Origin of the sequence: Streptomyces sp. NPDC058052, assembly GCF_042885515.1 — a bacterium.
Classification (GTDB): Bacteria; Actinomycetota; Actinomycetes; order Streptomycetales; family Streptomycetaceae; genus Streptomyces.
Map to the genome: position 1 here is coordinate 129,553 of NZ_JBHVRX010000007.1, position 12,294 is coordinate 141,846.

Annotated in this window: 15 protein-coding genes; 9 read left to right on the forward strand and 6 right to left on the reverse strand. The window is 74.1% G+C overall.

Annotated elements, in window-relative coordinates; all coding sequences use genetic code 11:
• Position 1 precedes the first annotated feature (1 nt).
• The 3 genes from ACFVU3_RS12550 to ACFVU3_RS12560 are packed head-to-tail and all read right to left on the reverse strand — an operon-like array spanning position 2 to position 3,649.
• The gene (locus ACFVU3_RS12550) at positions 2–1,456 is read right to left on the reverse strand and encodes a sugar transferase (protein ID WP_390065853.1); all 1,455 of its coding nucleotides are present in this window, start codon (positions 1,454–1,456) and stop codon (positions 2–4) included.
• On the reverse strand, positions 1,453–2,586 hold the full coding sequence (locus tag ACFVU3_RS12555) for a glycosyltransferase (RefSeq protein ID WP_390065854.1): 1,134 nt from the start codon (positions 2,584–2,586) through the stop codon (positions 1,453–1,455). The genes ACFVU3_RS12550 and ACFVU3_RS12555 overlap by 4 nt, the downstream gene beginning before the upstream one ends.
• A gap of 1 nt (position 2,587) precedes the next feature.
• A complete protein-coding gene (locus ACFVU3_RS12560) occupies positions 2,588–3,649 on the reverse strand; it encodes a DUF3344 domain-containing protein (protein WP_390065855.1) in 1,062 nt (353 codons plus the stop codon).
• Positions 3,650–4,028: 379 nt separating this feature from the next.
• On the opposite strand from ACFVU3_RS12560, the gene ACFVU3_RS12565 reads away from it, so the two are divergent.
• The 6 genes from ACFVU3_RS12565 to ACFVU3_RS12590 all read left to right on the forward strand — a co-directional run bounded on the left by ACFVU3_RS12565 (position 4,029) and on the right by ACFVU3_RS12590 (position 8,046).
• Positions 4,029–4,268, forward strand: coding sequence for a chaplin (locus ACFVU3_RS12565; RefSeq protein ID WP_390065856.1), 240 nt, complete (start codon positions 4,029–4,031; stop codon positions 4,266–4,268).
• Between the two features lie 274 nt (positions 4,269–4,542).
• Entirely contained in the window at positions 4,543–5,283 is a 741-nt protein-coding gene (locus ACFVU3_RS12570) for a hypothetical protein (protein WP_390065857.1), read from the forward strand.
• A 242-nt stretch (positions 5,284–5,525) separates the two neighbouring features.
• The gene (locus tag ACFVU3_RS12575; RefSeq protein WP_390065858.1) at positions 5,526–5,798 is read left to right on the forward strand and encodes a hypothetical protein; all 273 of its coding nucleotides are present in this window, start codon (positions 5,526–5,528) and stop codon (positions 5,796–5,798) included.
• Between the two features lie 161 nt (positions 5,799–5,959).
• On the forward strand, positions 5,960–6,799 hold the full coding sequence (locus ACFVU3_RS12580) for a hypothetical protein (RefSeq protein WP_390065859.1): 840 nt from the start codon (positions 5,960–5,962) through the stop codon (positions 6,797–6,799).
• Between the two features lie 122 nt (positions 6,800–6,921).
• Complete coding sequence (locus ACFVU3_RS12585) at positions 6,922–7,434, forward strand: hypothetical protein (protein WP_390065860.1); 513 nt, start codon at positions 6,922–6,924, stop codon at positions 7,432–7,434.
• Positions 7,435–7,767: 333 nt separating this feature from the next.
• Positions 7,768–8,046 (forward strand): chaplin, encoded by a 279-nt coding sequence (locus tag ACFVU3_RS12590; protein ID WP_376462743.1) that lies wholly within the window; start codon positions 7,768–7,770, stop codon positions 8,044–8,046.
• Positions 8,047–8,131: 85 nt separating this feature from the next.
• Here the strand turns inward: ACFVU3_RS12590 and ACFVU3_RS12595 are convergent, their stop codons facing one another.
• Positions 8,132–8,998 carry a tyrosinase family protein gene (locus tag ACFVU3_RS12595; protein WP_390065861.1) on the reverse strand — a complete coding sequence of 289 codons (867 nt, stop codon included), beginning with the start codon at positions 8,996–8,998 and terminating at the stop codon, positions 8,132–8,134.
• Positions 8,982–9,383, reverse strand: coding sequence for a tyrosinase family oxidase copper chaperone (locus tag ACFVU3_RS12600; RefSeq protein ID WP_390065862.1), 402 nt, complete (start codon positions 9,381–9,383; stop codon positions 8,982–8,984). The genes ACFVU3_RS12595 and ACFVU3_RS12600 overlap by 17 nt, the downstream gene beginning before the upstream one ends.
• A 150-nt stretch (positions 9,384–9,533) precedes the next feature.
• Here ACFVU3_RS12600 and ACFVU3_RS12605 point away from each other — a divergent pair, with 150 nt between their 5' ends.
• The 3 genes from ACFVU3_RS12605 to ACFVU3_RS12615 are packed head-to-tail and all read left to right on the forward strand — an operon-like array spanning position 9,534 to position 11,732.
• Positions 9,534–10,037 carry a DUF5949 family protein gene (locus ACFVU3_RS12605; RefSeq protein ID WP_390065863.1) on the forward strand — a complete coding sequence of 168 codons (504 nt, stop codon included), beginning with the start codon at positions 9,534–9,536 and terminating at the stop codon, positions 10,035–10,037.
• Positions 10,038–10,054: 17 nt separating this feature from the next.
• Positions 10,055–10,714, forward strand: a complete 660-nt coding sequence (locus tag ACFVU3_RS12610) for a vitamin K epoxide reductase family protein (protein WP_390065864.1) — start codon at positions 10,055–10,057, stop codon at positions 10,712–10,714.
• A 1-nt stretch (position 10,715) separates the two neighbouring features.
• Positions 10,716–11,732, forward strand: a complete 1,017-nt coding sequence (locus tag ACFVU3_RS12615) for a glycoside hydrolase family 26 protein (RefSeq protein ID WP_390065865.1) — start codon at positions 10,716–10,718, stop codon at positions 11,730–11,732.
• Here ACFVU3_RS12615 and ACFVU3_RS12620 read toward each other — a convergent pair.
• Entirely contained in the window at positions 11,698–12,294 is a 597-nt protein-coding gene (locus tag ACFVU3_RS12620) for a TetR family transcriptional regulator (RefSeq protein ID WP_390065866.1), read from the reverse strand. The two genes, ACFVU3_RS12615 and ACFVU3_RS12620, sit on opposite strands and share 35 nt — an antisense overlap.

Below are 12,294 nucleotides of genomic sequence, written 5' to 3' on the forward strand. Positions count from 1 at the left end.
CTCAGCTCCCCGTCGGTCGGACCAGCCCGGCCGCGGTGCGGACCAGGATGCAGACGTCCTGCCAGAGCGACCAGTGGTCGATGTAGTGGTTGTCGAAGCGGCAGCGGTCCTCGATCGAGGTGTCCCCGCGCAGCCCGTTCACCTGCGCCAGACCGGTCAGCCCGACCGGCATCCGGTGACGGGCCGCGTACCCCGCGTGGATCTTGCTGAACTGGGCCACGAAGTAAGGGCGTTCGGGACGCGGTCCGACCAGGCTCATGTCGCCGCGGAGCACGTTCCACAGCTGCGGCAGCTCGTCCAGCGAGGACTTCCGCAGGAAGCCGCCCGCCGCGCTCATCCGCCGGTCCCCGGCCACGTTCCACCGGGTCGCGGACTCCGTCTCGTCGGACGGCCGGAGCGTACGGAACTTCAGCAGCGTGAAGTGCCGCCCGTGCTGGCCCACCCGCTCCTGCCGGAACAGCACCCCGGGCCCGTCCGACAGCCGCACCGCCAGCGCGCACACCGCCAGCACCGGCAGCGCCAGCGCCAGCGCCGGACCGGCCAGCGCGATGTCCAGCGCCCGCTTGGCCAGCGCGCCGGGCCGCTCGGTCGCCGGGACGAGCCGGCGGCGGGCGTACCCCCACACGTGCTCGCCCATCGGCCCCGCGCGCCGCTCCCCGCCGACCCGCCAGGTCACGCAGCCGTAGTGCTGGAAGAGGGTCACCAGCTCGGGCTCGTCCGACAGGAACACCGCCTCGCGGACCGTGTTCTGGATGACCGCCCGGCGGATCTCCTCCGCCGTCGTCAGCACCGGCAGCCCCGGCTCCAGCGGCCGCTGCTCACCGACCGTCCCGTCCGGCAGCCCCACGACGCCGACCGGCCGCATCCCGTACTCCGGGTGCTGCAGGGCCGCCGCCGCGAACCGGCGCGCCGCCGCCGGCGGGCCCACCACCAGCGCCGACCGCGGCCGCTCCCGGGCGATCCGCCGCCCGCGCGCGAGCAGCAGCGCCCGCACCACGGCCGCGAACCCGACGTGCACGGCGTACGCCCCGCACAGCCGCAGCGGCCCGATCGTCAGCGCCGGCGACCAGGCCGCGGCCCCGGCCGCCGCCACGCACCACACCACCCCGGCCCGGGAGGCCAGCGCGGGCAGTTCGTCGAGCAGCCGGACGTGCGCCGCCGGCCGGTACAGCCCGCCGCGCCCGTCGAGGACGAGCAGCAGCGCCGCGACCGGCAGCAGCAGCCGCGGGTCCTGGTGCGCGGGGCCGAGCAGCGCGGCACCGGCGAGCACGGCCAGGCAGTCGACGGCCCGCAGCACCGCCGCACCCGGCCGCGGGCGGGCTGCGGCCCGGTGGCGCGGCAGCGCGAGCCGGCCGGACAGCCGCCGCCGGGGGGCGAGCGAGGCGGACCCGAAGGCCGGGCCCGCGACCGGCCACGGGCCGGGTGAGGAAGGAACGCTGGTACTTTCCGTGGTCACTGCGCAATCGGCTCTCTGTGATCGGTGCCCCGCACTCCGGCCAGCTCGCGGTAGATCTCCGCGACGGCCGCGCCGGTGCGCCGCACATCGAATCTGCTGAGGACGTGCTCGTGGGCCTCACGGCCCAGGCGGTGCCGCAACTCCGGCCGGCCGAGAAGGCGGCCGAGAGCGGCGGCGAGGGCGGCCGGGTCCTCGGGCGGGACCAGGCACGGGGCTTCGTGGCCGGGCGGCAGGCTCTCGCGCGCCCCGTCGACGTCGGTGACGACGACCGGGCGGCCCGCCGCCATCGCCTCCAGCGGCGCCAGCGCCATGCCCTCCCAGCGGGACGGCAGCACGACGACGTCCGCCGCCCGGTACCAGGGCACGGTGTCGCCGACGGCGCCGGTGAACCGCACCGAAGGACCGGCGGCGGCCCGCAGCCGCTCCCCGTCCGGACCGTCGCCGACCAGCACGAGCCGCGCCGCCGGCACCTCGGCGAGGACCGCGGGCCAGGCGGCGAGCAGCACGTCCTGGCCCTTCTGCCGGCAGAGCCGGCCCACACACACCACGGTGGGCGCCGGGTTCCCGGCGGGACCGTCGGTCGCGAACCGCGCCACGTCCACGCCGTTGTGCACCACCGACCAGGCCGCCTCGACCCCGGCCTCCTCGCCGGTACGCCGCTCCGCCCCGCTCACGCACAGGATCCGGTCGGTCCAGCGGGCCCCGAACCGCTCCCAGCGGCGGGCCAGTTCGGCGGTGGTGCCGGTGACGGCCTCGAAGGACCAGGCGTGCGGCTGGTACACGGTCGGGATGCGGCCGCGCACCGCGAGCCGGGCGCACAGGCCCGCCTTCGCCGAATGCGCGTGGACGAGTCCGGGCCGTACGGCACGGACCACCCGGGCCAGGTCACGGGTCTCCCGGACCAGCGCGGGACCGGGGTCGCGGCCGGCCCGCCAGTCGTGGACGCCGGCGCCCTCGGCGCGCAGCTCCGCGGCGAGCGCGGTGCCGGGCGGGCAGGCGACCACGGGGCGCAGCCCGGCCGCGCGCTGGGCGCGCACCAGGTCGACGACGACCCGGGCGACCCCGCCGTCGCCGGGCTGGACCGCGTGCAGAACGGTGACGGACCCGGGGTCCGCCTCGATCGGGGCCACGTCAGCGCCGTACGTCCGCCTGCAGGAAGAGCGCGCCGAGCCAGACGGTGTCCTCGCGGCTGCCGAGCCGGACGTGGACACGGTCGGCGCCCTGGCGCAGAGCCCCCCGCAGATCGAAGACGTCGGAGTCGTACCCCAGGGTGTTCCCGGAGGCGGGGAAGCGCGTGCTCCCGGCCTTGCCGAATTCGGTGATGCTGGAGTTCAGCACATCGTTCACGGAATTGGCGGAATCACCGATCGGGGTGGACTTCCGGTGGCCCGTCCGTACCTCCAGGTAATCCCCGGAAGTTCCCCGGTCGCCGTCATAGGCGACCACTCCGAGCCGTCCTTCGGTGCCCTTCGGATAACGGTGCCGGTCGAGTGCGACGCGCAGCTCGCCGGAGCGCGGGCCGACCGTCTCGAAGCCGTCCCAGACGCTCAGCCGGCGCAGCGGCTCGTCCGCCTTCTCGTACGCGGCGACCAGCGTCCAGCCGCCCCAGCCGCCCACCGCGCTGCGGCCCATGGCGACGTTCACCTGCGCGACCGTCCACTGCCCGGGCGTGGTCCACCGGACCAGCTCGGTGACGTCGGCGGACGCCTGGAAGGCGTCGGCCCCGTCGGCGGTGCGGTGGCCCACCAGGGTGTCGGCGAGCACCTCCTTGTACCGCCCGCCGGGCTCCGCGATCAGCACCCGCCCGTTGTCCTTCGGCGGCTTCTGCTCGCCGACCCGCAGGTTTCCGCCCCAGTACAGCCGGGCCCAGGCGACCCGGGCGCCGTCCGGCACCCGCAGCTCGGCACGGCTGGAGTTGTACGTGAGGGGGTCGTCGTCCACGTCGACGTAGCCGATCGCGGCCCCGTCGTTGGCCGTCTCGGTGCCCTGCCGGCCCTTCGCCGAGGCGTTGGCGGCGCGCACGATCCCGCCGTGCAGTTCGGCCTGATAGCGCGCGGCGAAGGGCACGCGTGCCGCCTCCCCGGGCGCGGGCGGCGCGGCGGCGGAGGCGAGCGCCGGCGCGGCGGCCAGCACCGCGCACGACAGGGCGCACGACACGCCGCGACGCACGGCAAGAACCGCTGAATTCCGCATACAGGTTCTCCGCTTTGATGAGAGGAGGAAGGGAAGACCCGCGAAGACCGGGGGAGGGGAAGGTGTCGTCCGCACGAAATGGGTGAACGCGCGGCGGGCCCGGAAGCAACGTTCGGGAACGTTATAACCCCGGCGCGGAGCGATAGTAAGCATTAGATGCTCGGAAACGCTAACTCCCGTATCTGTGCGGCAGGTTCCTCGTTGAGCGTGTTGCGCCATTCCCCGGCCCGTCGCTCGAATGGCCCTCCGCCGACCCAAAGATCGGTTGAACGTCACCCGTTCGGGAGAGCAACCGATGAAAATCCGGAGCGTTGTTGAGGGAGCCGGGCCGAACAGTCCGCGCAGTCCGAGTTGGAAATCGATCGAGGAGAACTTCTCCATGTCCCGTATCGCGAAGGCCGTTGTCCTGACCGTGGGTGCCGCCGCCGCGGTCGCCGGCGCCGCCGGTGCTGCCGCCGCCGACTCCATCGCCGAGGGCGCTGCCGTGAAGTCCCCCGGTGTCGGCTCCGGCAACGTCGTGCAGGTCCCGGTCCACATCCCGGTCAACGTCTGCGGCAACACCGTGAGCGTCATCGGCGCGCTGAACCCGACCTTCGGCAACGCCTGCGTCAACGCCTGATCTCGCACGTCGGATCGGTCCTTCCGAAGCCGGCGCGCCCACCCCTCGGGGTGGGCGCACCGGCTTTTCCCTTGCGGCCACCGGGCCGGCACTCGTTCGGACGCACCCCCGTGCGCCGCCCGGTGCAACGGCGTACGCCCCTTCGAGGGGCAGGCCGACGGAGGGATTCACTCGAACGAGTACGTGGCGCTCAGTAGTTCTGCGGTTGCGGAGGGCTATACCCGCAGGCACGGTGGGAGAGCAGTTGTCCGACGCATAAGGAAAAGGAACACATATGCGTCCCCTGGCTTCACGCCGTCTCACCGCCCTGGCGATATCCGCCGCCCTCACCCTCGGCATGGCGGGACCCGCCGTCGCCGACGAGCTCCATCCGTCCCCCGCGGCCGACCGGGCCGCCCGCGCCCCGCTTCCCGGCGCGGCCGCCCTGCTGGCGCAGACCGAGGCCCTCGGCGACGCCGGCGGGGTCACGACCCCCGTCACCGAACTCGTCACGGCGGCCCTGGAGGCCGACGGCGGTCAGGTCCCCGCGGCCGACGCCGAGGCCCTCGGGGCCAGGATCCGGGCCGCCGTCGACCGGGCCAGGGAGACCGCCCCCGCCCCGCTGCCGGAGACCCCGGCCGCCGCGGAGCCGGCCGGCACCCTGCCCGCCGCGGCCGGGGCCAGGGCCGCGCAGGCCGTGCCCGCCGACCTTGTGGACGACGCCCTCGCGACCGTCGAGAAGGCCGTCGCCGGACTGCTCGCCGCCGTCACCTCCGGAGACGCCGCCGGAGTCGTCCCGCAGGTCACGGCGTCGCTGACCTCCCTGGTCAACCTCGCCGTCGCCACGGTGCTCGGCAGCGGCCTGCCCGCCCCGGACCTGGCCGGTCTGCCCGCGCTGCCCCCGCTCCCGGTGGAGGCCCCGCAGCTGCCCGTGGACCCGCCGGTCGCGGCGCCGGAGCTCCCCGTCGCCGCCCCGCCGGTCCCGCCGGCCGCCGTGCCCGAGCTGCCGGCGCAGCCGGCGCCGCCGGTGCGCTGACCCGCGACCGCACCCCCGCCCCGTACCGGTCCGGCCTCCCGCCGGGCCGGTACGGGCACGTGTGCGCCCGGTCGTCCGGAAATAGCACCGGCCCCCTTCGATCGGGTGCAGTGTCGAGAAATCCTTCCTCCTGGAGTTTCCGGGGAGCGCACCTCTCGTTACAGAAGAAGAACGACGTACAGGAATTCCCCAAGAAGCCTGTGCGGAACGAGAGTTGAAAGTGCAGAGGAAGGATTCTCCCCATGAAGCCCACCAAGGTCGCCGCCGTCGTCGCCGGTTCGCTCATGGCCCTCGGCGCCGCCGCCCCCGCCATGGCGGCCGAGGCGCTGACCCCGACCAGCCTCAACGGCGGCCTGGAGGCGATCGCCGCCAACGGGCTGAAGTCGGACGTGCTCAGCAGCACCACCGAGGGCTCCCCGGTCAAGACCGTCACCGACACCGCCACTCAGCTCAACCAGACCGGCAAGGGCCTGCCGCTGATCGGTGGCCTCCCGGCGAACCCGCTCGGCGGCTGATCGAATGATTTTCTGACCGGTCGCCGTGTGGCCTCGACCGCACACGTCGCGCCGCTCCCTACTCTCTGGACCGTCCCACGCCAACGTCAGCGGGGGACGCGGCCGGTCGGAGCGAGGGGGGATCCTTGCCGGTCTCTCCCTTTCTCCCGAGGAAGAGCGGTATGCGGTCCATCATCAGCAGGAAAGTACTCACCGCGGCGGCAGCGACCGGACTGCTGTCGCTGACCGGCGGCTTCGCGCTGGCCGCGAACGCGCACCCCGGCACGGGCGACACGCCGGGACCCGGCAACGGCCATGTCCACGCCCCGCTCCCGCCGGAACTCTGCGGCGCGAGCATGGACCTGGGCGGTCATGTGGCGTCGGCCGTCGGAGACCTCTGTGCCCACGCGGCGGAGGACCCCGACGGCGGCTACGGCGAGGAGCCCACTCCGACCCACCCGCCCACCAAGCCCCCCACGCACCCGCCGACGAAGCCGCCGACGACTCCGCCCACGAAGCCGCCGACGACTCCGCCGACCAAGCCGCCGACGACTCCGCCCACCAAGCCGCCGACGACTCCGCCGACCAAGCCGCCGACGACTCCGCCCACCAAGCCCCCCACGCACCCGCCGACCAAGCCGCCGACGACTCCGCCCACGAAGCCGCCGACGACTCCGCCGACCAAGCCTCCGACCAAGCCTCCGACGAAGCCGCCGACGCACCCGCCGACCAAGCCTCCGACGAAGCCGCCGACGACTCCGCCGACGCACCCGCCCACGAAGCCGCCCACCACGTCTCCGCCCACCACCCCGCCGGGGGAGTGCGAGGAGCCGAAGCCGGGCTGTGAGCCGACGACGCCGCCCACCAAGCCGCCGCACGGCGGTCCCGGCAGGCCCGAACTCCCCGACACGGGCAGCGATCCCGCCCTGTGGGGAGCGGCCGCCGTCAGCGCCGCCCTCATCATCGGCGGCACCGTCGTCCAGCTCCGCGGCGGACGCCTGGTCCGCAACCGTCGCCACTGACGTCCACCACCCCTGACGTGACGTCAACAGAGGCCCCCGCCCTCACCGGTGGGGGCCTCCGGCATTGCTGCACATGGGGGAACCCCGCGCGACGTTTCGGCCGAGAGGCTCGTTCACCCGGCATGACTCTGCGCTCCCAGGCCGGCTTGGGCCTCCTCGTGACCGCGCTCGCCTCCGCCGCCATGGCTGTCCCGGCCGCCGCCGTCGAGGCCCCGCTGGTCGTCCCCCTCCAGGGCCTCGAACCGGTTCTGCCGATGGACGCCCCCACCGTCGCGACCGGCGTCCCCGTGCCGGTGCCCGGCGCCCCCACCGGCTTCCAGAAGGGCCTCGGCGCGCTGCCCGACGTCGCCCTGCCCAGCGTCCCGCTCACCGGCACCCTGCCCGAGACCGTCGTGGACGCCCCGCTCCCCGAGCTCCTGGAGGGCAGCGAGCCCGGCCGCGCGCTCCTCGCCTCCCCGCACTCCGAGATGCAGGCCGCCACCCCCGGCGCCGTCCTGGGCAACCCCGTCGAGGCCCCCCGCGGCGACGGCCTGGCCGGCCTGCCCGATCTCGCCCCGCCGCAGCTCGGCGTCGTCGCCCCCACGCTCAGCGGCGCCCTCGACTCCCAGCTCGGCCTCGCCCCCGGCCGCGGCTGACCCCATTCCCCCTCCACCCCTCCTTTTCGGAATTCTGTACGGATGCGGTCCGCGCGGGTGAAGACACGATTCTTCCCCGCTACCGCAAGGGTCTTCCGTCGTTGCACCGGAAGGCTTGTCGCATGGCCGCGGCCCGCGGTCCGGGGCGCCGCCCGTCGTATCCGACGACGGGCGGCGACCGGACCGCGGGCCACTTCCCCGCCCGCTTCTCGGGGCTTTTCCGATTTCCCCCTCCCGTTCGGCCCAAAGGCCGTGACCCGGCCCGTGGTGCGGCGTTGAACGGAAGTGACGGCCGTGATCCCTGCGGTCGCTCGACCCATTCAAGGAGTTCTGATGTCTCGCATCGCCAAGGCTGCCGCCGTTCTGGCCGGCACCGGTGCCGTCGCCCTCACCGGAGCCGGCCTGGCCGTCGCCGACTCGGGCGCCGAGGCCGTCGCCGCCCACTCGCCCGGTGTCGCCTCCGGCAACGTCGTCCAGGTCCCGGTCCACGTCCCGGTGAACCTCTGCGGCAACACCGTCAACGTCATCGGCCTGCTGAACCCGGCCTTCGGCAACAGCTGCGCCAACATCGACGCCCCGCACGACAACGGCCACGGCGGCTACGGCGGCTGAACCGGCCCCCGCGTCTCCCCGGACGTCCCCCCGACCCCACCAGGGCCGGGGGGACGCCCGCGTCCGGGGCCGTACCACCACCCCGTCAGGCGTACCGGTAGATCTGCGCGTGGTCGAACATCTCCGCCGGCGTCACGCCCCACGGCGCCATCGGCTGGTGGCGCGCGACCACCTTCCGGTACTGGGCGTCGCCCAGCGGCGGCGGCTCCGCCGGCAGGTACGCCGCCCCCGGATTGCGCTGCTGCCACCGCGACCACAGCAGGTCCACGTAGGAGTGGTGCAGCCAGAACACCGGATCGTTCACCGATCCGCCGCCCAGCATCAGACCGCCCACCCAGCGGTGCACCCGGTTGTGGATCCGGAAGCGCTCGTTGCCCGTACCGGACGCCCACCCCTCCAGACGGTTGCGGAAACCCGACGGGCTGGTCGAGTTCCAGGGGGCCGTGTCGTACGTCCGCTCCCGCATCACCTCGTCCAGCTGGGCCGTCGTCGGCAGTGCGATCGGATCGCGCGGACGCCCGAAGTCCCTGGTCAGATAAGAGATCTCGGTCATCGCGTGCCGTACCGTCCACTTCCCCCTGGCGTAGGCGAAGGGGCCGGTGGTCACCTGGAGGTCCGAGCGGCGGCCGTTGCCGCCCATGAAGTCCTCCGCCCAGATCGACGAGGCCGGCGAGGCGTCCCGGGTCCAGTCCCAGTACGGGACGGACACCGTCGCGTCGATCCGGCGCAGCGCCCGCTCGAACTCCAGCAGGAACTTCCGGTGCCAGGGCAGGAAGCTCGGCGCCATGTGGGCGGTCCGCAGCCGGCCGGCGCCGTCGGCCGTGTAGTGGTCGATGTGCAGGCGGACGAACTCGTCGTACGTGCCCCGGCGCTTCAGTTCGAGCACCGCGGCCACGAACCGGCGGCGCTCGGACGCCGTCAGATCGCGCTGGTTCTTACGCGTGTACACCACGCGGGTTCCCTCCCGTCGGGTCGGAGTGGAGGCCGTGCCCCGCCGCGTACCGGGAGAGCGGGGCCGGCCCCGCGGCGTCCACGGCCGCGCGCGTGGCCGTGAGCGGGGTCGGACAGGACGCGTAGTGGTCGAGCGGGGTCACCCAGCCGCCGCCCGCGCACCGCATCAGGTGCAGCGGACGGCCGTCCACCAGGGCCACCGGCTCGCCCCCCGGACCGGTGAGACCGCGGATCCGGCGGCCCGCGTACATCTCGTCGAAGGCGTACGGGTCGGCCGCCGCCGTCTCGGGGGAGCGGGCGGCGATCCGGCCGAGGACACCGCCGGTGGCGGCGGTGACGGCCAGGGCGAACAGGGACCGGAGGGCGACACGGCGCGGGAAAGGCATCGGCGATCTCCTGGCGTCGACAAGGTGGCCTCAGGGCACAACGATGAAAACCCGTGTTCGTTGCGGCCGGGAGTTCGAGCGGGCGAATGTCGGCCGGATGAGTGAATTCGGTACGGGGAAAGGGTGGTTGCCCCACTAGCATCCCGTTCCATGACCACTCCCCACGTCCTTTCCGAGGCGCGCAGCGTCTCTCCGCTGGGCACGCTCACGGTGATTCCGTGGTCCAGCGAAGTCACCGAAGACTCCGCCGGCACGCCTTTCCTCATGGCGTATTCCCTCGGCGACGGCCGCGACGGGCCGGAGGCCGGTCAACAGGCGATGCGCGCGGCCCTGGAGTCCATGAGCCTCTCCGTCGGCGACCGGCTCTTCGACCTGGAGAAGGACGCCGGGATCAGCGCCACGCTGCTCGTCGAGGCCGGCACCGCGGTGCTGACCCTCCCCTTCCTGAAGGTGCAGTGCCCGGTGCCCGACGAGTGGCAGGCCGCCGCCCGCGAGGCCGGCAAGGTCTACTTCCTCTGCTCGGTGCGTCCCTGGGCCGAGGGCGTCCCCGGCCGGCCGGTGGACGAGGACAAGCTGCGTGCCTTCGTCTCCGACGAGGAGACGCTCGCGGACTGCGCCCACGTGCTGCTGCCCGTCCGGCGCGTGCAGGGCTGAGCGGAAGGGGCGGCGCGATGACGACGCTCGGGGTACGGGACGGTCTGCCCGGTCCGCGGCAGGAGGACCGCCCGGCGGAGGCCGGCGGGCGGCCGGACGGGACGGTCGGCGCGAGCCGGGGGCTCGGCTGGCTGCTGATCGTCACGGGGGCGGCCGGGATCCTGGCCGCGTGGGTGATCACGATCGACAAGTTCAAGCTCCTGGAGGACCCGGGCTTCCAGCCGGGGTGCAGCCTGAACCCGGTCGTGTCCTGCGGGAACATCATGAAGAGCGAGCAGGCGGCGGTCTTCGGCTTCCCCAACCCGATGCTCGGCCTCGTCACGTACGGCGTCGTGGTCGCCGTCGGTGCCGGACTCCTCTCGGGGGCCCGCCACCGGGGCTGGTTCTGGCTCGGGCTCAACGGCGGGATGCTGTTCGGCGTCGGCTTCTGCACCTGGCTGATGCAGCAGTCGCTGTACGAGATCAACGCGCTCTGCCTGTGGTGCTGCCTCGCCTGGGCGGCCACCGTCACCATGTTCTGGTACGTCACGGCGCACAACGTGCGCACCGGGGTGCTGCCCGCCCCGGCGGCGGTGCGCGGCTTCCTCGGCGACTTCGCCTTCGCCCTGCCCGTCCTGCACATCGGGATCATCGGGATGCTGATCCTGACCCGCTGGTGGGACTTCTGGACCGGCTGAGGTGAGCCGTCCCTCCGCGTGGCCGCGGGCCGCACTCCTGGTGCTGCTCGCGGCCGTTCTCGCGCTCCTGCTGCTGCCCGGGCGGCTCGCGCCCGGCGAGCGGCCCACCGGGGCCCGGGCCACGCCCGCCCCCGTACCACTCGCCCAGGTGCCCTCCGGGTTCTTCACCGGCTCCGACGAGGAGGGGGTGCGGCGGATCTCCGGGGTGCAGGACTGGCTGGGCGGCGGCGAGCTGCGGGTCGGGCACACCTATCTCCCGGGCGACCGGTGGGCCAACATCGAGGGGCATCCGGCGCTCTTCGCGCCCTGGGCGCGGTGGAAGGCCGGGCGGCCCGGGCGGCTCTTCGTGCTGAACGTGCCGATGATGGACCGCAACGAGGCCGGGCTGACCGACGCGGAGGTCCGTGACGGGCTGCGGCGCGGCGCGGCCGGCGCCTTCGACGCGCACTTCAGGACCCTCGGCGAACGGCTGGTGGAGCACGGCCTCGGGGACGCGGTGCTGGTGCTCGGCTGGGAGATGAACGGCACCACCTACGGGCACCGCTGCGGGCCGGACCCGACGGCCTGGAAGGCGTACTGGCGGTCGGCGGTCGGCGCGCTCCGCGGGGTCGGGGGGCAGCGGTTCCGCTTCGACTTCACGCCGAGCCGCGGGCGGGACGCGGTGCCGTGGCCGGAGTGCTACCCGGGCGACGACGTGGTCGACATCATCGGGATGGACGCCTACGACCAGCCCGAGGGCGTCTCCTTCGAGGAGCAGGTGAGCGAGGAGTACGGGCTCGCGCACCACGTGGCCTTCGCCCGGGCGCACGGCAAGCCCGTCTCGTACCCGGAGTGGGGGCTCTTCCGGAACGGGGACAACCCGGCGTACGTACGGGGGATGCTCGACTGGTTCGCCGCCTACCGGCCCGTCTACCAGACGGTGACCGACTACTGCCCGCACGGGGTGTGGGGGTGCGCGGACAATCCGCGCTCGGCCGAGGTGGTCAGGGGCGCGCTGGGAGCCCCGGCCCGGCCTTGAGGGTGTCGACCGTGCGGTGCAGCAGGGCCATCAGGTCCTCGGCGAGGCCGCGCTCGGCCCAGTAGAGGGTGGCCTCGCGGAGCGCGCCGAGGACGGCCGCCGTGAAGACCCGTACCTCCAGGTCGTCGGGGGCGCGGCCGGTGCGGTCGGCGAGGGCGCGGGCGAGCCGGCGGCCGGTCTCGGCGGTGGTGTCGGTGAGCCGGGCGCGGACGGCGGGGGTGCCGGCCATGAGGCGGGCGCGGAGCCGGATCTCCTCCGGGTCGGCCTCCAGGGCGGTGCCGATGGCCTCGGTGAGGACGGCGCGGAGCGATTCGAGGGGCTCCTCGCCGGCGGGGCGGGCGCGCAGCAGGGCTTCGAGGTGGTCGTCGGCATCGTCCGTGAGGACGATGTCCTCGCGGACGGGGAAGTAGCGGACGACGGTGGAGGGGGAGACCTCGGCCTCGGCTGCGATGCGCTCGATGGTGGCCGCCTCCCAGCCGTGGGAGGCGGCGATGGCGCGTGCGGCCCGGCGGATCGCCGCCCGGGTCCGCTCCTTCTTCCGTTCCCTCAGGCCCTTGGACAT